This is a genomic window from Cytobacillus firmus (assembly GCF_023657595.1).
In the GTDB taxonomy this organism is placed as follows: Bacteria; Bacillota; Bacilli; order Bacillales; family Cytobacillaceae; genus Cytobacillus; species Cytobacillus firmus_B.
The window spans coordinates 515,011-534,224 of sequence record NZ_CP098323.1 but is presented as its reverse complement, the minus strand read 5'-3'; the positions used below and the strand labels follow the sequence as shown (position 1 = coordinate 534,224).

The 19,214-nt window shown below is 43.5% G+C and carries 23 protein-coding genes; 5 read left to right on the top strand and 18 right to left on the bottom strand.

The features are described 5' to 3' along the window. Window positions 1-146 precede the first annotated feature (146 nt). Window positions 147-416: a hypothetical protein gene (locus tag NAF01_RS02845; protein WP_035333089.1), complete on the top strand. Its 270-nt coding sequence runs from the start codon at window positions 147-149 to the stop codon at window positions 414-416. A gap of 76 nt (window positions 417-492) precedes the next feature. Here the strand turns inward: NAF01_RS02845 and NAF01_RS02840 are convergent, their stop codons facing one another. Both NAF01_RS02840 and NAF01_RS02835 read right to left on the bottom strand, forming a co-directional pair. Then, window positions 493-648 (bottom strand): DUF1540 domain-containing protein, encoded by a 156-nt coding sequence (locus NAF01_RS02840; protein ID WP_226619693.1) that lies wholly within the window; start codon window positions 646-648, stop codon window positions 493-495. A gap of 57 nt (window positions 649-705) precedes the next feature. Further along, complete coding sequence (locus tag NAF01_RS02835; RefSeq protein WP_226619694.1) at window positions 706-1,224, bottom strand: GNAT family N-acetyltransferase; 519 nt, start codon at window positions 1,222-1,224, stop codon at window positions 706-708. A 162-nt stretch (window positions 1,225-1,386) separates the two neighbouring features. Here NAF01_RS02835 and NAF01_RS02830 point away from each other — a divergent pair, with 162 nt between their 5' ends. Next, entirely contained in the window at window positions 1,387-1,734 is a 348-nt protein-coding gene (locus NAF01_RS02830; protein WP_197248584.1) for a YflT domain-containing protein, read from the top strand. Between the two features lie 119 nt (window positions 1,735-1,853). Here NAF01_RS02830 and NAF01_RS02825 read toward each other — a convergent pair whose 3' ends face one another. From NAF01_RS02825 to NAF01_RS02780, 10 genes are all read right to left on the bottom strand, one after another. Then, a complete protein-coding gene (locus NAF01_RS02825) occupies window positions 1,854-2,141 on the bottom strand; it encodes a hypothetical protein (RefSeq protein ID WP_226619695.1) in 288 nt (95 codons plus the stop codon). Window positions 2,142-2,460: 319 nt separating this feature from the next. Then, window positions 2,461-3,462, bottom strand: coding sequence for an EAL domain-containing protein (locus NAF01_RS02820; protein WP_250801688.1), 1,002 nt, complete (start codon window positions 3,460-3,462; stop codon window positions 2,461-2,463). A 75-nt stretch (window positions 3,463-3,537) separates the two neighbouring features. Continuing rightward, entirely contained in the window at window positions 3,538-4,257 is a 720-nt protein-coding gene (locus NAF01_RS02815) for a hypothetical protein (protein WP_226619697.1), read from the bottom strand. A 42-nt stretch (window positions 4,258-4,299) separates the two neighbouring features. Beyond that, window positions 4,300-5,493 (bottom strand): ABC transporter permease, encoded by a 1,194-nt coding sequence (locus NAF01_RS02810; protein WP_250801687.1) that lies wholly within the window; start codon window positions 5,491-5,493, stop codon window positions 4,300-4,302. Beyond that, on the bottom strand, window positions 5,490-6,182 hold the full coding sequence (locus NAF01_RS02805; protein WP_250801686.1) for an ABC transporter ATP-binding protein: 693 nt from the start codon (window positions 6,180-6,182) through the stop codon (window positions 5,490-5,492). Before NAF01_RS02805 ends, NAF01_RS02810 begins: the two co-directional genes overlap by 4 nt. After that, entirely contained in the window at window positions 6,179-7,297 is a 1,119-nt protein-coding gene (locus NAF01_RS02800; protein ID WP_250801685.1) for an efflux RND transporter periplasmic adaptor subunit, read from the bottom strand. Before NAF01_RS02800 ends, NAF01_RS02805 begins: the two co-directional genes overlap by 4 nt. Then, complete coding sequence (locus NAF01_RS02795; protein WP_197248578.1) at window positions 7,298-7,963, bottom strand: YknW family membrane protein; 666 nt, start codon at window positions 7,961-7,963, stop codon at window positions 7,298-7,300. A gap of 102 nt (window positions 7,964-8,065) precedes the next feature. Next, window positions 8,066-8,797: an ABC transporter permease gene (locus tag NAF01_RS02790; RefSeq protein WP_250801684.1), complete on the bottom strand. Its 732-nt coding sequence runs from the start codon at window positions 8,795-8,797 to the stop codon at window positions 8,066-8,068. After that, on the bottom strand, window positions 8,798-9,508 hold the full coding sequence (locus NAF01_RS02785) for an ABC transporter permease (RefSeq protein ID WP_250801683.1): 711 nt from the start codon (window positions 9,506-9,508) through the stop codon (window positions 8,798-8,800). Beyond that, window positions 9,505-10,416: an ABC transporter ATP-binding protein gene (locus tag NAF01_RS02780; protein WP_250801682.1), complete on the bottom strand. Its 912-nt coding sequence runs from the start codon at window positions 10,414-10,416 to the stop codon at window positions 9,505-9,507. The genes NAF01_RS02785 and NAF01_RS02780 overlap by 4 nt, the downstream gene beginning before the upstream one ends. Window positions 10,417-10,546: 130 nt before the next feature. On the opposite strand from NAF01_RS02780, the gene NAF01_RS02775 reads away from it, so the two are divergent. Then, a complete protein-coding gene (locus tag NAF01_RS02775) occupies window positions 10,547-10,726 on the top strand; it encodes a hypothetical protein (protein ID WP_250801681.1) in 180 nt (59 codons plus the stop codon). A gap of 8 nt (window positions 10,727-10,734) precedes the next feature. Here the strand turns inward: NAF01_RS02775 and NAF01_RS02770 are convergent, their stop codons facing one another. From NAF01_RS02770 to NAF01_RS02745, 6 genes are all read right to left on the bottom strand, one after another. Then, window positions 10,735-12,096 (bottom strand): sensor histidine kinase, encoded by a 1,362-nt coding sequence (locus NAF01_RS02770; RefSeq protein WP_250801680.1) that lies wholly within the window; start codon window positions 12,094-12,096, stop codon window positions 10,735-10,737. Then, window positions 12,093-12,761 (bottom strand): response regulator transcription factor, encoded by a 669-nt coding sequence (locus tag NAF01_RS02765; protein ID WP_250801679.1) that lies wholly within the window; start codon window positions 12,759-12,761, stop codon window positions 12,093-12,095. The genes NAF01_RS02770 and NAF01_RS02765 overlap by 4 nt, the downstream gene beginning before the upstream one ends. A 250-nt stretch (window positions 12,762-13,011) precedes the next feature. After that, the gene (locus tag NAF01_RS02760) at window positions 13,012-14,466 is read right to left on the bottom strand and encodes a PH domain-containing protein (RefSeq protein ID WP_197248568.1); all 1,455 of its coding nucleotides are present in this window, start codon (window positions 14,464-14,466) and stop codon (window positions 13,012-13,014) included. Beyond that, the gene (locus tag NAF01_RS02755) at window positions 14,463-14,957 is read right to left on the bottom strand and encodes a PH domain-containing protein (protein ID WP_197204856.1); all 495 of its coding nucleotides are present in this window, start codon (window positions 14,955-14,957) and stop codon (window positions 14,463-14,465) included. Before NAF01_RS02755 ends, NAF01_RS02760 begins: the two co-directional genes overlap by 4 nt. Window positions 14,958-14,966: 9 nt before the next feature. Beyond that, window positions 14,967-15,872, bottom strand: a complete 906-nt coding sequence (locus NAF01_RS02750; protein WP_197248567.1) for an ABC transporter ATP-binding protein — start codon at window positions 15,870-15,872, stop codon at window positions 14,967-14,969. Continuing rightward, window positions 15,872-16,561: an ABC transporter permease gene (locus NAF01_RS02745; protein ID WP_197248566.1), complete on the bottom strand. Its 690-nt coding sequence runs from the start codon at window positions 16,559-16,561 to the stop codon at window positions 15,872-15,874. The genes NAF01_RS02750 and NAF01_RS02745 overlap by 1 nt, the downstream gene beginning before the upstream one ends. A 151-nt stretch (window positions 16,562-16,712) precedes the next feature. Between NAF01_RS02745 and NAF01_RS02740 the strand changes: the two genes are divergently transcribed. Beyond that, window positions 16,713-17,429: a response regulator transcription factor gene (locus tag NAF01_RS02740; protein ID WP_197248564.1), complete on the top strand. Its 717-nt coding sequence runs from the start codon at window positions 16,713-16,715 to the stop codon at window positions 17,427-17,429. After that, complete coding sequence (locus NAF01_RS02735) at window positions 17,416-19,137, top strand: sensor histidine kinase (RefSeq protein ID WP_250801678.1); 1,722 nt, start codon at window positions 17,416-17,418, stop codon at window positions 19,135-19,137. The genes NAF01_RS02740 and NAF01_RS02735 overlap by 14 nt, the downstream gene beginning before the upstream one ends. Window positions 19,138-19,214 lie beyond the last annotated feature (77 nt).

Genomic DNA, 19,214 nt, shown 5'->3' with positions numbered 1-19,214 from the left:
TTTTACTAAATTGTCAGAAAAAAACAAGACCCACTCATTATACTATATTATTCCAGTAAATGCGCACATCGGATTTCAGTTATTTTTTCTTTGGAAAGGCCATATATAATATATTGATTCAGCAAAAAAGGGGAGGATGCGATACTATGCCAGCGAAGCAAATTCGTTTACGGAGAATTCAAAGCCTTGCTCACGACATTATGCTAGAAATGAACTCAAAGGAAGACCATAAGAAGAATGAATCATACAGAACAGTCATTGATCACTTATCACGTGCGATTGGGGAACTTTCTGATCCATCGGGTGATTATTCATTGGATTATGTAGAAGAAAAAGTAGCTACTGCCCATTATAAGATCTTTAAGAACATGAAAAAACTGACTCCGCTTCGAAAAACAAAAGAATCAGCATGGTAAATTTTTTTGAATGAAACTGATAATTATTATCAATAATAAATAGCAGGGAGGTAACCAGATCGGTTACCCTTTTGGCTTACATTGTCGGCTCAAACGTTTTACAGTCTGTTTCTTTGCTGTTGGAAGCGTGCTTGCCTTTATGGCTGACAACATAAATAGCTTCTGCAGCGCACTTATTTCCCTGTTCCCAATAAGTGCAGTTATTTACTTCACAAAGAACATCTTTAGCCATGTAAATCACCTCCTGGCCATATTTTCTTCAAATCAGGATGGTGATATACATGGCCCTTTATTTATCTGAATTCCATTCTTCCTTCAAAATCGCATAATAATATTCATCCCACCACTCATCCCCATGTGGAATGCACTTTTTGAAAAAGCCTTCCCGCTTCATGCCGATTTTCTCCATCACCCGGTAAGACGGCGGGTTCTCTGGCTGGCAGGTTGCAATAATCCGGTGAACGCCAAGTTCTTCAAAGCCATATTTCAGCACTGCATATGCTGCTTCTGATGCGTAGCCTTTATTATAAAACTCGGGATTAAATACCCAGCCAATTTCAAAAGTATGATCGCCAAAATACTTATGAAAAGCAACATGGCCAACCAGTACCCGTTCATTTTTCAGAAAAACGGGAAAATGCTCAGCTTTTTCGGAATTCTTACGGATAAACTCTTTAGCAGCTTCTTCTGTAAAAATACCACCTGGAATGTATTTCATTACTTCTGGATTTGATGTGTACTCATAAACTGCCTGCCAGTCTTCTGACTTGAACTTTCTTACGGTTAATCTCTTTGTTTTAATGTCCATAGTCTTTCCCCTTATTAAAAGTTATAAGAAAAGTATTCTTCGTTTTTGAGAATATCCCCTCTAATTTCTGGAATATTCCATCGTGAACCCTCCTTCATGTTTATTCACTATATAAAAAGTGTAAATAACTTATATATCTCAAATAGATAAGGAGAGGTTTAAATGGCATTAGTAAAAGAGTTTAGTACAATTAATGAAGCTGTTCAAGCAGCCAATTCATTGCATGGCAGAGGTGTCGCAGAAAATGAAGTGTTCGTTCTTGCACATGATGATAGCATAACTGATACGGTAGCCGACCACTCTGAAGCTAAAAAAATTGGCGTGGATGAAACTGGGATGGGTACAGCTTTCAAAAATATGTTCCAAAGCCAGGGAGATGAACTTCGTACTAAAATGGAGGAAATTGGACTATCTCAAGCTGAGGCAGAAACATATGAAAAAACGCTTGATGAAGGCAAAATTCTGCTGATTTGCAAAGATGATAACCAAAGCAGCTTCTTAGGATACTAAATCATAATAAATTTAACAGGTTCAAAGGATAATTACCCTTTGAACCTTTTTATATTGCTGACTTTATTTCTGCACGAAAACAGCATCCGTATCGGATGCTGTTTTCAGGTCATGTTTATTTATTGATTATTATTCTCTTCAGATGGCTCTTCATCCATATCTGGCTCTTCTTCATCCATACCGGAGCCTCCCTGTTCTTCAGAAGGTTCTTCATCTAAATCCGGTTCTTCTTCATCCATATTTTCTTCACTAGGCTCTTCTGTTACATCTGGTTCCTGGTTATCTTCCTGGTTTTCCATTTCCATGTTTTCCTCATCTTCAGGAGGCGGGTCCTGCTCAGAAGCACATCCTGCTAGCAATAATCCTGCTCCCAATGGAATCGATAGAAGTAGATTTTTATATTTCATGTGATGTCATCTCCTTTTGCAGTAATATGTTTCTATTCAGACTATTCCCCTGAGTCTGCAATATAAACATGAGTGGAAGGTTACATATATTGCGGATAGATTACATAAAAATTTTTCAGTTCTTATACGGCAAAACATGAAAAACCTCTGATCCTGATCCAGGAAGAACCTTCAAAAAACTGAACGCACATAAATTTTTCTTTCCGCACAGAAAAAATTTTAAATGCATATATTTTTCAGCTATCCGCACATAATATTTCCAGATAGAAAAAAACAATAGAGTTTGGTTTAGATTTGCAAAATACAGTCATTTTCTTCATTACTTTACTGATACCTTATCTTTTTTTGCTATCGGCGCAGGTTTTCCACACAAATACCCCTGAAACAGCTGATATCCTCTGTCCCGGAGCCACTCAAAGTCTTCCCGGGTTTCAATCCCTTCAGCAAGCGGGACGGACCCCATCTTAAATGCCTGCTGTAAAATAGCTTCCGCTGTTTTCTGTTTTTCTGGATCTGTTGACACGCCCTGAACATATTTCATATCCAGCTTCATATAATGGGGCTGAAGCTCGCTCAATAACTCGACCGTGCTGAACCCGGCGCCCACATCATCAAGTGCATAGCAGAATCCTTTTTCCCTATAATAAGCGAGAATTCTTTTCAAATGATCCGTATCCTCCACTTTATCTGTTTCCACTACCTCAAATACGAGCCGATTTGGATCCACACCTAAGCGGTTCGCAAGCTGTACCGTTGATTTCAAGCAGAACTCCGGTGAGTAAATGCTTGTAGGAATAAAATTGATAAACGCCTTTTTATCGATAAACGAAGCAAACCTGACCGCCGTCATCCTGCACAATCGATCGAGCGCATACAACCTCCCGCGCTTTCTGGCTGCACCAAATATTTCTCCCGGAAAAATCACCGACCCATCATCCCGGTAAAATCTCGCCAGCATTTCATAGGCGAACACTTCTTCCTCTCCATTGAGAATCGGCTGTGCATGACAGGTAACCAGCCCATTGGCAATCACTTCATCAATCCACTGGCTATCCAGGATCTCAGCAGCCTCCGCAATGGGGCGCCAGACTTCATCACCCGCCCTGAAGCTGATATATTCAGCTTCCATATGGTCCCTGCAAAAATCAAGAAAATCCCGCATGCCGTCTTCCTTCAGAATGAACCGGTCTGATTCAGCTTCCACCAAAACACCTTTTCGCTCCAAATGCTCAGCAACACTTGAAAACATTCGGCAATTCTGTTCACCATCTGCCTTTACCTCAAAGCGCAAATCCTCTACCATACAAGCATTACAGCTCATTCTAAGCACACCCTTATTATGCAATAGTTCTATTTTACTATATTACCGGATTGCTTATAGGTAAAACGCATTGAATCAGTTTTTAAAATAAAAAGAATGAATGATTAATGCAACAAGATAGTCGGGATTGTTATCCTCTACATTGATTTCCTGAACACCGCTAATGATATGACTCCGTTTTAATCTGCCAAGCACGGCTGTTTCTCTGGATAAAGTAATGGCAGACATAACCGATGACGCAGAGGATATATAAGAAACGTCATGAAGTCTGTATTCAATAGCTTCTTTTAATTTTGCTGCATTCTTTAAGGTGATGACTGTATGAGCTTCTCCTATTTGGATTCCGTTCTTATAGATCCTCCATTGATCCTGTTGGCTTATCCACTTTTTACGATACCAGCGTACATCATACAAATCCTGGTCAATGCGTACTTCAAAAGACAAATACCAAATTAAATCGAAGCTATCTCCTAAGACATACTGCCATCTCTGAGGAAAATACCGTTTTACGTATCCTCTCAGATTTTGTCCTTTAAAAAGCGGCTTTTCAATCATTAACGACTTTTGGATGTGATAAAATGACCAGCCATCCTTTGATTTCGGCTGATAAGCCCGCTCCCTGTCTGCAAGTCTCTTACTAATGAAAAAAATCACAATGGATGCAGCAGGAAACAAAAAGGCAGCCGCAAACATAGCGGGTTCGAATGCTCCATACACCAAATACCGCGCAAGTAAGGTTAATATAAACAATACAAAAATGCTATTTAATTGAATCATTGTGTTCACCTCAAACAAAAGACTACCTCCAGTCTCAGCCGAAGATAGCCTCTTTATTAATCACTCATACCGCAAAGATTCAATCGGACTCAGCCTAGAGGCTTTATTCGCCGGCAGCAGACCGAAGATGATGCCGATCGCCATTGAAAAGAATAGGGCTCCGGTGACGACCTGCCAGGAAATGAGCGATGGCCAGCCCGCAAAGAATGAAATGAGAGATGCTGAACCCCAGCCCAGCAGGATCCCCAGCACTCCGCCGATCAAGGTCAGGGTGACAGATTCAATTAAAAACTGCCCCATAATTTGTCCCCTGGTCGCTCCGAGTGCTTTACGGATACCGATTTCCCTCGTTCGTTCCGTTACAGATACGAGCATGATATTCATGACGCCAATTCCGCCGACAAACAGCGAGATGCCGGCGATACTGCCGATGATTAACGTCATGACCTTTGTAATCTGGCCGATTCCTTCTGCCATTTCTTCCATGTTGATGACCATATAAGAATCTTCTGTATTATGCATCTTGTTAAGTAAGCTGGCAGCCTTCTTTCCAGCCGTCTGAAGCTGATCAGCGGATTCTGCCTGAAGCGTCACCTGGGTAAAGTCACTCTTCCCATAAATAGTCTGCCATGTTTTCGTAGGCACATAGATCTCCAGAACACCGAATGAAAAGAGTCCTGTCGGCTTTTCCATGACGCCAATAATCTCAATCGGCTGGTTCCCAATCCGGATCACTTCGCCAACCGGCGACTTTCCGTCAAAGAGCTCCTCCTGAATGGAAAAGCTGACAAGTCCCACCCTGCGTCCGCCAAGGAAATCGGCAGCCGTGAAGGATCGCCCTTTTTCCAGATCCACATTGTTCAGCTCAAAATACGCAGGACCAACTCCTGTTGTTGAAGTCTCTGCAGTCTGTTCTCCATATGAAGCCTGTGAAAACTGTGAGCTTGATGCAACTACCCGTTTAATCTCGGGAATCTGCTCAAGTGCTTTAATATCTTCCCCGTCAAAAGGAGCTTCATTAAATATGTTCGGGTTTGCCTGAATTTCCTCCTCAGAAGGCTGATAAAATAATTCAACTGTATTGCCCGGGCCTGTCAGTTGCGTTTTCAGCATCGCTTCTCCGCCCTGGCCGATGGCAACCACAATGATGACCGCCCCAACACCAATAATGATTCCGATCATGGTTAAAATCGATCTCATTTTATGCGCCTTCAATGAGCTGAGCGCCATTTTGATATTTTCTAAAAAGCTCATACAGGCGCCCCCCTCCGGGAAGGTTCAGCGTTCACAATCAGCCCGTCCCTCACCATAATTGTGTGATGAGCATATTCTGCTATCTCAGGTTCATGTGTCACCATTACAATCGTTGACCCTTCATGGTTCAGCTCACTGAACAGCTCCATAATGGAGGCACTTGTTTTCGTATCAAGTGCACCTGTCGGTTCATCCGCCAAGATGATTTTCGGCTCGTTCACAATCGCCCGGGCGATGGCAACCCGCTGCTTCTGCCCTCCTGATAAGGCATTCGGCAGATGCTCCATCCGATCGCTCAGGCCCACTTTAACCAGCGCTGCTTCCGCCCGTTCCAATCGTTCCTTTTTGGCAAGGCCGCTATAAATCATCGGCAGCTCAACATTTTGAATAGCCGTCAGCCTCGGAAGCAGATGAAACTGCTGAAACACAAACCCGATCGACTGATTTCTGACCTTGGCCAGCTCTGCTTCCAAGTAATGGGATATATTCTCTCCATCCAGTTCATATATTCCTTCTGTCGGCAGATCTAGACATCCAATAATATTCATAAGTGTGGATTTGCCCGATCCGGATGGCCCCATAATGGCTACAGAATCACCTTGCTCAATGCTTAGGTTAATTCCTTTTAATACTTCAATGCTTTCTTTTCCCGCCTGATAGGACTTGGTTATGCCTCTTAAGTTGATCATTCCGCATCCACTTCCACGCCGTCTTTCAGCTGATCTGATGGATTCGTAATGATCAAATCCTTCTCTACAAGTCCACCTGTTATCTCGATTTTATTTCCGGAAGCAACACCAGTTTCCACTTCCTGTTTATAGCTTTTCTGATCCCTGACCACGAATACATATACACTGCTGTCACCCGTGACTACTGCGTTAGCAGGAACAGTGAGCGCCTTCTTTTTATCCGTTTCGATTTCCATTATGAGCTGAAAGCCCGGTTTCAGAGGCATCTCCTTCACCGAAATCTCCACCCGATACTGCGGCGCATTATTTTCCGCAGGGTTTATTCCCTGGTTCTCTTCAGGCATGTCAGCCACTTCACTGACTTCACCTTTCCATTCCTTGTCAGGAATCGCATCGGAACGGAGTGTCACTTTTTGCCCCTCACCGACCTTCAATGAATCGAATTCTGAAAGCAGGCCCGATGCTAAGGTCGCTTTCAGATCCCCTATATAAATGACTGGCTTTCCTGCTGATGATGGATCGGATGACGTTTCTTTGTTCACCTGAAGCACCACTCCATCCATCGTGCTCTTAATCTCTAATTCTTCCAGGCGTTTTTCAATATCCTTTTTCTGCAGTAGCACCTGGCTTAATTCCAGATTCGCCAACCGCTTTTCCAGCTTTAGCTGATCCCTTTCAGGCTGTATCTGTTTTTCAGCTTCTTTTTTTCCAGCCTGTTTGCGCAGCTCTTTTTCCTTATCACCAAGCTCATCTTCCTGTTTTTCAAGCTGATTGATTTTTAAATAACCTGATTCAGCCTGGAGTTTAACTTTTTCCAGTTCCAGGGCTAAAGCCTGCTCATCAAACCTGGCCAGAACCTCTCCTTTTTTGACTGAATCCCCTTCTTCCGCAAGGAACTCCTTTATTTCGCCTTTTTCGGGAGAAGCATATATCTTCTGTTCATTTACCAGCTTCACTGTTCCGGGAATCATTATTTGTTCTCTTATTTCCTCCTGCACCGGATGGGCGGTCTTTACTTCAGGCCCTTTCGCAAACGCCTGTCTGTAGATGCTCACGCCAGCCATCAGCAACACCACAGCCGTCACTCCGATGGCAATCCAAACTTTCTTTTTCATTTAAACACCAGTCATTCCTGAGACGGTATTGCTGAGTAACGCGAACAGAATGCCAATAATGAAGAACGCAATCGCAATGCCCCAAGCCCAGCCTTTTGATAATCCTGCCACCCTCTGCAAGCCTATCGCCGTGATAACCGACTGCCAAATACTGAATAATTCAATAGAACCTAAGATTCCCGGCTTCTCACTATTCATCAGCCCTGCTAAACTAGTAATAAAAATTTCAGGATTTCCGCCGATCGCGGCTCTCAGTGCCATGTTAAGGATAAGACCAAAACCGCCAATCACAATAATATGGACATTCATAGAGAAAAGCTGTTTAAACGTCGCATCAGATCCAGCAATCTTCGTGAAAATCATATAGATAGCACTTGAAATCAGCGCCACAAATACCGGAGTGAAAATACCTGTAATGGCAACTCCGCCTCTGGCAAACATCATCACCATTTCCGCTTCCGCATCACTCATTCCTTCGAGGCCCAGATAAGAAGCATCCATCGACATTGCCATCAAAAACATGCCGATCGAATAAATTATACTCACCAATATGAGCGGCACCCAAATCCTCGGATTCTGGCGGATCCTGTCAAACTGCTCCCCCGGACTCCATATCATCCCTAGCAAACTCGGTTTTGCACTGCTCGTTTTTACTTCCTGTTCCATATTGAACACTCCTATTCCAGTTAAAAATAATTCCACTATGCATTACGGAAATATATAGAAAAGGTTTCAAAAAATTACATTTTCACCCTAAAAACATCTTACCTACACAGCCTTCCGCTGAAAATAAAAATAGCCGCCCAGATAAAACAGTAAAAAGAATCCCCCAATCACAGTCAAAAGCTGCTCCCATGGAATAAAGAAAATGTCACCATTATCTGTCGCTGGGTACATCATGGCAAATGGCTGGGCCCACGGATAATAGGGACCCACTTTCTCGGAATTCATCGCCAGAATGGATGGCAGCGTAAAAACGACGTTGACCGCAAAAGGTGCAGCAAAGCTTTTGAACCAGACGGACATCCACAGCTGCAGCGCGACTAATGGAAACGCTGCGACCCAGCCTCCCAGTATGCTCTTCCAGACAATCGCCGCCGGAAAGGGATCAGCTATGCCTTTGTATAATCCTGCTCCTGCTATAGCGGCTAAATAAAATAACTGGATGAACAATACCAATAAAAGGATCAGAACATATTTAGCCGCAAACACTTTCCCCCTTGTGACTGGCAGCGCCAGCAGCTGCTTCCAGCCCCCGGCCTGATGCTCATACCTGCAGACAAGACTTGCCAGGACTCCTGTTACTAACGGCAAAAAGAGAACCGCATAAGGCAAATTCATATAAATCAGAAGCATATACCATTCATTAATCATCCCCGCTGCTTCTGTTGTATCTGCTCCAATCCCTGCACCTATCCCAATCAGCGGCCCTGCTAGAAGGATGCCGATCATGTTTGATTTGCGCAGTTTAAACCATTCCGATTTCAAAATAGTAAGCATCTATTTCACATCCCTTTTCACAAAATCAATCATTCCTGCTGCGTATAATAATAAGCCCGCTCCGGCACCAAGCAGGACGTTGATGAGAGGTTCCTCCCAGTCATTCAGCAGCAGCGGCCATTTCCAGATCAGCCAATCCGGTAAAGCATAGCCGGCATAGGTCAAAATAACACCCAGAATGCCCAGAGTGATTGGCACACCCTGGTTTACACTCACAGCCGCTACCCAAAGCTGCAGCGCCAAAACAGGCAATGCCGCAAAAAAAGGATAAAAACTATATTTCAGCAGTCCGGCATACGGAATCTCACCGCCCAAATCCAATGAGATTCCAAAAGCAAGCGTAAACAGCAGCAAAAGCACAGAAGAAATCAAAAGCAGAACTGACAGCACCGTGAATTTTGATAAATACACACTCATTTTCGAAACCGGCAGTGCCATCAGCTGTTTCCAGGCATTCGTTTCATTTTCAATGCTCGACATGAATGACGTCAGGATGACAATGCCCAGAACAATCGCCAGCGGTGTGAACGAATGGATATTGTCCAGATAATACCCCCAGCGGTCATCATTCTGGCGGAACAAATACTCCTTGCGCACCCCGTAATTGACCATCTGCATGGCTACTACCCCAATTGGACCTAGGACGGTCAGGAACCAGATTCCTTTCCGTTTGATTTTCATAAATTCGGCTGACAGCAATTTTCCCATCATCCGGCCTGCTCCTCTCTTGTCATTTGCAGGAATATGTCTTCCAATGACCGTCTTTCTTCTTCCACCCGATACACGGAAAACCCATCTGCCACAAGTCCGCGTACAGCTTCAGCCACATTTTCATTGGACTGCTGGGGCAGCGAAATGATGCCATTATCCAAACCAGCCTTCATTCCTCTTCCAAGCAGGGCACGCCAGGCTTTATCGCTCTCGCTTACCTTTAATAGAATAGATTGCTGCGCAAACATGCGCATCGCTTCAATAGAATCCTGAAATATCATTTTCCCTTTTGACACAATGCCTACTGTTGTCGCCATCTGGTCAATCTCCGATAATAGATGGCTGGAGATCAGCACGGTCATTCCGCATTCCGATGGCAGGCTTTTAATTAAATTGCGTATCTCAATAATTCCTGAAGGATCCAAACCGTTTGTCGGCTCATCCAAAATCAGCAGTTCCGGGTTATTTAACAGCGATGCAGCAATCCCAAGCCTCTGTTTCATCCCAAGCGAGAAGCCCTTTACTTTTTTATCTCCGGCAGCTGTCAGCCGGACAATTTCCAGCACTTCATCGATTCTCTGTTTCGGCACACCCACTATTTTTCTCATGGCTTCCAGATTTTCTTTTGCAGTTAAATGCGGATAATAGGATGGTGACTCTACAAGCGAGCCCACACGTCTCAATATATTTAACCTTTCTTTCTTTAAATCACTTTGAAAAATTTCAATTCTGCCTGAAGTGGGCTTCATCAACCCCAAAAGCATCCGGATCGTCGTTGTTTTCCCCGCGCCATTCGGACCCAGAAATCCGTATATTTCCCCTTTGGGTATTTTCATTTCCAGTCCTGATACAGCTTTCTCCTGACCAAAATGCTTTGATAAATTCTCTGTTCTTACGATATACTCCATTCCTCTCACCTCACTTTCCATCTTATCCGGCAAAGGTTAAAACAAAGGTGGAGGGAAGTTTAAAATTTGTTTAAAAATAACACTTTTTTCCTCCCCTATACGTCTAGTACAGGAGAGAGGAGGAAACATTATGACGTTTAAAAAACTGTTTAACATTGGGTACGCGGTATTCCTGCTTGCCTGCTTACTCGTATATTTCCTTATTTCGCACACTTATGGCTGGGTTGTCCTGGTGACACTGGCTGTTCTTTTTGGCATCTATCAATTGATTATCCTATGGAAAATGAAGCAAAAAAGGAGCACCTCATGAGGCTGCTCCTAATGTTTTCTAATGATTTTAAGCACTGTACCACTGTCACTTGACTCAATATCCCACTCCAGCTTCATACCCTTTACCATCATATCCACAATGGATAAGCCAATCCCCGCTCCTTTTTCATTGGAACTGTTTTTCAGCCCTTTTCCATGATCGATAAAAACAATAGCATCACACTCTTCGGTGGATACTGTCGCCACTTCAAGGTAAAGTCCTTCCTTCGCATGCCGCAGCACGTTTTGCAGAATGTTATCAAAAATACGGCCCAGCCACATTGGATCGGCCTGCCATTTCTTCTTAAACGGCTCTAACTCGATGTTCACTTCAAAGCCTTCCTTCTCAAAGACAGGATACCAGGACGCCATATTTTCACGAACAAACCGGACCGCATCCAGCTCGGTCAGCTCCTGCTTATGCTTGCTCGCCATTAAAAGCGTGTAGCTCATTAAATTTTCTATCAGTCTATCAATATTGACGATGGAGGTTTCCAGTGCTTTGACAGCCTGTTTCCCTTCAGGAGAAAGATCCTCCTTTCCGATTGAGTAGGTGTGCGCATTTATTTTCGTCAAAGGCGTACGCAGATCATGTGACAGATTAGCAATCAGCTCCCTCCTCAGCTGCTCTTCCTCCTGTTCGCGCCGCTTGCTTTCTTTAAGCTCCCCGACCATCTCATTAAAGGTCTTCTCCAGCTGGCCAATTTCATCATTCTTTTGCACATCAATACCGATCGGCAGGCTGTCCATATCCCGTCTTTCCATTGCCTCCTGGAGATGAAGCAGCCTTTTGCGAATGCCCCGGAAAAATAAAAAGGAGACAATGATAAACAGGGTAATGATCAAAAGCAGACCCGCTCCTAAGAAGATTCCGTATTTTTCTGCTACCTTCACCATCGGCGGAAGAAACAAATTCCGAGGTATTTCCAGAACGATAAAACCATTTTTTTCATCCCCGCCAATAAAGCTAATGACTGTAAAAGGGTCTCCGCCATACCTCTCCTTAATAAACCTCGCTGTATAGGCAGGCGTCCACTGAGCAGGCAGATTCGACTTCACATCCCGCTGCCCCATTAGATTTCCCATTTCATCCACCCAAAACATCGAAGCATCAGGATACGTCTTTTTCCATTCAGCAAATAGACTGCTTATGGATTCTCTTGAGCTATTATCCAGTGCTTTTACATCCGCATGCCATTTTTCTTCAATCTGCTTCGGATCCGTTTCATTTTGGTTCTGTTCCCCTGAAATGTCTTCCTGAAGACCCATAGCCAGCATAGCCACGAGTAAATAAGCAGCTTGAAACAGAAATAAGGCAACCAGAATAATTGCCATATACCTCGCCTGCAGCGATTGAAAAAATTTTTTCATATCTTCACCCTGTAGCCGATTCCGCGAATGGTCTCAATGATCTCAGGACGTGAAGGATTCTTCTCAAGCTTTTCACGAAGATAGCGGATATGAACCATCAGGGTTTTGTCGCCCTCCATGTATTGTTCACCCCAAACACCTTCATAAAGCTGCTCTTTTGTCAGAATCTGATTCAGATGGCGAATGAAGAACTGAAAGAGCTGATACTGCTTGCCTGTTAATTGAATTTCACCGTCTGCCTCCCGGTCGATAATCCGCATATCCTTTGTATGTACCTGCAGGTGGTGAAGCTTTAGCACCTGATCATTCTTTTGAAATCGCCTTAACAATACTTCAATCCTCGCAGCAAGCTCATCCGGCTGGAAAGGCTTTGTCAAATAATCATCCGCAAAGCTCAGGCCCTCCAGCTTATCCTCCACCGCCGTCCTTGCCGAAAGCATAAGTACCGGCATGTCATTCTTTACTTTCTTAATCCGCTTCCCTATCGAAAAACCATCAAGTCCGGGAAGCATCACATCCAAAATCGCCATATCCGCTTCAGAAAGAAACCCTTCCATCCCTTCCCCGGACTGCAGCCAGATCACCTCATGGCCTCTTTCCCCTAAATCATTTTTCAGCCAGCTGCCAATATCGCTTTCATCTTCTATGTATAAGATTCGCGCCATACTCTCCACCCTTAAACTTATCTTTTATTAATTTGCTATTTCAGGAGCTTTTGCTTGATTATGTGCAAGAAACAGAGGAACAGAAAATATGGCTATGGTTATTCGCCATAACGATGAGGACTGGGTCAGCACCAATATTAGAATGACTCCAGTACTGATCCAAACCATCTTCAAAAGGGAACCACCAAGATTATCTTTTATTTACTACATACGAAAGCTAATCCCAGAGGTTTCAATTTTATGGAAAAAACTATTTAATTTTCACTTCATCTGTCCGGCCCTTATACCAGCTATGGAAGGATGAAGCCCATTCCGCCGGTACATTCTCCACGCCGGCATGCTGAACAGGCTTTCCGCGGTTTACAGTCTGTATAGAGGCCAGACCAAACATTTTTTGCCAGCGTGTTGCCTTTACTTCTGCCTCAATGATTTTACTGCGTTTGGAGATAAAGACCCGTGTACCAATAATTCCAGTCTTAAATTGGATAAAAGAGCCATTGATTAAGTACCGTGCATTTGCATATCCAGCTGCCCTTGCAAACACAACCAGGATGAATAGAATAACAGAAGCCGCTATCCAGGTTTCCCCAAACCCCAGAAACTCAGGCTTAAAATAAGAAAGGGCTGCTGTCGAGATGATCCATAGCCAGCTTGGCGATAATAGGCTTGCCCATAAGGCGTTTTTCGGAAGCGGAACCATGGACTGTGAAACCTCATAAGCCGGCAAAATCTCCTCTGCTAACTTATAGGCCCGATCCACAGGCAGAAAAGGAAATAGTGAATTTACACCTTCCTTCTCCTCTCCCTCCATAACATCACCTGCCACCGCCAGCTTAACTTCCGCCACTCCAGCCAAACGTTTCATAGCATTTTGCTTAATTTCGATGGCCTGAACCCGGTCTTTTGAAATGGAGAAAGAAGTTTCTTCCAAAAAACCCTTGCGGATATAAATCCGTTTTTCATCAGATAAGATTTCATATTTTCCATACTTTATATACGTTCGCAGAAAACCTGCCAGTACGGATAAAAGCAGAAAAAAGATGAGTGCAGAAGCCTGCACCTGCCATGATGAAAAATGCACTTTTAAAAAGTCCAGTCCTCTTTCTTCCAAATCGATAAATTCTGCTGCTTTTGTATAAATGGAAGCGATCAGTGACAGCAGCACTAGGAAACTCAGCGAAGTATATGCTGCTTTTATAAGATCTTTTTTTTCAGGTGTGAAATGCAGTGTTCTTCCGCTCATATCCGGCATTTCTGCTTCTGTTTCCACTGAAACCTTTTCCTCCAGCCAGGCAGCTCCCTTTAAGGAAATCACCTTGAACTCAACTGCAGAATCAATACCCTCCATTCCTGTTTCAAGTGTAAGAGATGTAACACCAAATAACCGATGAAGAATGGACGTATGCCTATGGGTATTCTGAACTTTAGAAAATGGCACAGTCTGCTTAGAACGGACAAAAACTCCTTTAGATAAATGAATTTCAGCATCGTCAACCGTATACTTATTTGAAAGCCATTTTAAGAAAATTGATATTCCAGCCAAGGCAAGAAACGGAAGAAAAAGATTACGTCCCCATACAATTAATAAGAATTGTGAATCGGCTTTCATCACAAATAAAAACAGGGCGATAAATGCTGCATTTCTCAGTAATTGAATAACTCCAAATAACATATGAAGCGGATGATATCTTCTGGCTTGCTTCATTCGTCTTCTTCCTTTATTTTGGCATATTTGGCTATCTGATTTCTTAATGAGACCGCCTCACCTTCCGGCAAAGCCGGAATCGTGTGAGAGGAACCCATTGTCCCCATAGTCACTGAATATAGCCCGTATTTCCTCATAATGGGACCCTGTACGGTTTCAACCGATTGTACTTTTGTCATGGGAATCAGCAGATGCTTTTCCTGCCATACCCCTGACTTCATCTGTACATATTCTTCATCCACATCATAGCGCCAGCTTTTATACTTAATAAACGGTGATATAAAAGACCAAATTGCAGCTGGGATCGAGACAAATAATAAGATAATTAGAACCCAGCCGATCCATTCCTTCCATGAGAATAAATCATTCAGATAAAACAAAACTCCCAGAACAGCAAATCCGATGATATTCTGGATCACCTCAGAGATGATCCATACCCGGATGGCCCTTGAGGATATCCGGTTTTGAGGCTCCTTTATATTTACGAGCATATAAATCTCCTATTCATTTAAAAAGATTTCTTCTAGAGAAGGCTCTTCAACTTCCACCCTCAGAACATCCGCCTTGCATTGTGTGAATGCCCTTATCATTTCAGCAATCTTTTTCTCATCGCTGATCGTGATTACTGTATAAGCATCCCCGTGTTCAAGCAGAGTGCCAGCTGACTCAAGCCACTGCTTCAGCTTTGCTCGTTCCTGCATTGGCACATTGGAGTGTTTTATCTTGACCGTTATGGTTGAACGGTAAAATGCCTGCAGCTCTTCCATCGTTCCAATCTTATCAATGATTCCATCCCGCATGATGGCAATCCGCGAGCAAATCTTCTCCACTTCATCCAGGTTATGAGATGTCATGAAGATTGTCTTTTCCTGCTTTTGAAGCTCTCTAATGAGCCGGTGAATGAGAATCGCGGATTCTGCATCCATACCCGATGTAGGCTCGTCGAGAAATATCAGCTCAGGATCATGTATAATCGCTTGAGCAATCCCGAGTTTCTTTTTCATTCCAAAGGAGAATTTGCCTGCTTTCTTATTGGCATGAGATAAGAGATCCACACTTCTCAGAACCTCCATGCATTTTTCTTTCGTAGCCCTGGCGCCCGATAGCTCTGAGAAAAAACGCAAATGATCCAGAGCGGTCCATGACCCATAGAAAGATGAATAATCCGGCATAACCCCCACTCTTTTCATCATTTTGCTATCAGGACCTTCTATTCCGAGGAGTGAATACGTTCCGCTGCTCGGAGAAATGATGCCTGTCAGCATATTAATAAAGGTGGACTTTCCTGCACCGTTACGCCCCAGAAATCCAAATATCTCTCCTTTTCTTACGGTTAAATCTATCCCCATGACCAGCTGTTGGGCACCATAGGATTTTGAGAGCTGTTTCGCTTCGATGGCATTCATCAGCACTCCCTCCTTTTAAAAACAGCATTTGCAGCCAGCATCATCATACCAGCCAATCCCAATATGACTAGAAATGTAAAATCATCCCGCTCTAAATAGTAGAAAGGAACAAAATATTTCATCCAATTTACCCAGCCGTTTGGTGTAAAAGCAGCCCAAAAGCCAAACGCCGGCAGCAGAAGCCCAAGAATATTGCCGAGGAACATGGTATACCCCGGCCTTGGAATGAGAACGGACAACAGCAGAGCCAAAGCAGCCTGATACGTCACCAGACTCAGCGTCTGAGAAAAGATGAACAGATCGAACTTCCTGGAAAAAATACTGATAAGCAAAAAGGACACCGTAATGCAGACAAACCAGAACATCCAAATCCCGAGGAATTTCCCGAATAATATAGCAGATCGTGATACCCTGGTCACAAGAAACCTCATGGTGCGTTCATGGACCTCTCTATTTATTGTGTCGTGTGATAAACCGAATACAAATAATTGGCCAAAAAGCAAAATGACACTTAAAAGGCCAATTGTGTGGATATCCTCGGCCTCACCTGCAGTCAAATCCGCACCCGATGCTATGAAACTGGAAAATTTCGCGGCATAATACGAAACTGCAAATAGTATAGCGATTAAAATAATCGATTTAAAACTCTTAAAAAGGCTTATAAACTCTCTCTTGCACATCATAAACATGAACCTTGCTCCCTTCAGCCTGATATGACTTAAGAATAAATGCTGAAGCTTAACCTATCTGAAATACTACCTTAATTTTTCCTTAATTCCTATAATTTCGGAAGTTGAATGATAAGATAAGTGTTGAACATTTTAGATTAGGAGAATAGTGATGCAAAATTCAAAAATACTGCTTGTAGATGATGAGCAAGCCATTCTGCAGATGCTGGCTACGATTTTACAGCGTGAACAGTTTAAAAATATCGATACCGCCTCTACCGCTGCTGAAGCACTGAAGCTTTGCCGTGCCAAAGCCTACGATCTCATTCTATTGGATGTCATGCTGCCGGACCGAACCGGTTTTGAGGTCTGCCCATTAATCAGAGAAACTACGGATGCTCCCATCTTCTTTCTGACTGCACGATCCACCGACCTTGATAAACTTTCAGGATTTGCCCTTGGAGCGGATGATTATATAACGAAGCCGTTCAATCCGCTTGAAGTGGCAGCAAGGATCAAAGCACATTTGCGCCGCCATAAAGGCAGCCAGCCTGCCTCCGTGCAGACAAACTTCGATCTTGGCAGAATTAAGATTAATACATTAGCAGGTGAAGTTACTGTTTCAGGAAAGAAGATCGATCTGCCGGCACAAGTCTACCAGCTGCTTCTTTTCCTGAGTAAACATCCCAATCAGCTTTTCAGTAAAAGTCAGTTATACGAGCATGTGTGGGGAGAAGAAGGCTTCGGAGAGGACAACACAGTCATGGTGCACATTCGAAAGCTGCGGGAGAAGATCGAAATCAATCCGAGTAATCCCAGTCACATCATCACCATAAGGGGACTTGGCTATAAATTCGTTCCGGAAGGCAGTATTCATGAACATCCATAGACGATTCATTTTTCAATTTTTTGGTCAATTAATTACCGTTTTCGTGCTCTTTTTTATCATTTTGATTTCTTTTTGGGCTTTTCTTGGTTTTTCCATGATGGATTTTGAATCCAAACAGGATCTCTCCAATGCTGAAGATTATTTCGTATCTGACCATGTGACCTTTAAAGACGGGAAAGCTGTTTTTAAAGAGGAATTGAAAACTCTCGTAAAGGAACAGAAGGGATGGCTCCTCGCTATCAATAAGAACGGAGAAGTCCTGGGTGATTATAATGTGCCAGGAAATCCGCCTGTAACATTAAAGGAAAGTGAAATTGCTGCCATGATCTATGGAAGAGACAGTGGCTTATCCCAATATACATACTGGGAAATTGGCGATGAATCTCAATTTGTTCTTTTCGGAAGAATTCAGATGGCAGCTAAACTGCTGGAACAGATATCTCCAGCTGTTGACTGGGAGCTTAAGAAGCTAAACCTTCCTGAGAATGTACAGAATGAACTTGTCAAGAGAAACGGATGGGTCCAGTTTATCGGCGCAGATGGAAAAGTAGCGGATGATTTTGGAGTCCGAAATCAGCAGACCCATTATTCAGTCAAGGAGCTATTGGCAAAACAAGATACGGAAAGAAGTTCCACAGCGTTACACTTTGATCCAGACACAGCACAGGCAATCCTGGTGGGAGTTCCTGCTGATGAAAAAGGCTCAACCCTGGAAAAAAGCTTGTTTGAGTCTCTAAACAAGAGTCTCATAATCATTTTTATCATGGCATTCCTCTTGCTTCTTGGCGGAACACTCTGGTATGCACGTAAGTTCGGTGTGCCCCTGCTGACCCTAATGAAATGGATTCAAAATCTGGGGAATGGTGTTTATCAGGAGCCTGGCGATGTTCATGGCAGGCCGGCAACACGAACCAAAAAAGGGAAACTGAAAAGAAAATTCCGCCTGTATAAAGAACTGATTGCCACTTTAGCCCAGCTGACTGAAACGCTTAAGGAAACCGAGAAGCAGCAGCGTATTATGGCCCAGACCAGAGAAGAATGGATCAGCGGCCTTTCCCATGATTTAAAAACACCGCTATCCTCTATCTCGGGATATGCTCAAATGCTTGCATCCCCTGACTATTCCTGGTCTGAAAAGGAAACAAGGGAATTCTCAGGCATTATGTCTGAAAAGTCGGATTACATGATGGACCTCCTGGAGGACCTGACCTTAACCTACCGGCTCAGAAACCGTGCGCTGCCAATTGCCAAGGTGCCGACCAATATTAACGAATTTATTCGCCGGATCATCATTCAATACATTAATGATCCCGTTAACCAGGATAAAACATTCAATTTCATTCCGCATCCTGAATCCATTACAGCTCCCATTGATGCCAAATGGTTTCAGCGCATCCTGGATAATATCCTTGCCAACGCGGTCAAATATAACCCGGCAGGCACAGCCATTACGGTTACCCTCTCTTCTATAGAGGAACACTTACTTGTCGTGAAGATTGAAGATAATGGCATCGGCATGGACAGCATAACACTCGGAAAGCTCTTCAGCCGCTACTATAGAGGAACCCAAACTGGTGAAACCGGAAGCGGAACCGGATTGGGCATGGCCATCGCCAAGCAGCTGGTCCAGCTTCACGGCGGCAGCATCAATGTCCAAAGTGAGCCGCAAAACGGCACAATCATTCGCATCATACTTCCGGCCAGCTAACGTAATTGAAAGAGTGCGAAAGCGCACTCTTTTCCTGTATATTGCAATTCAATCAAACGTTTGATTGAATTTAATGG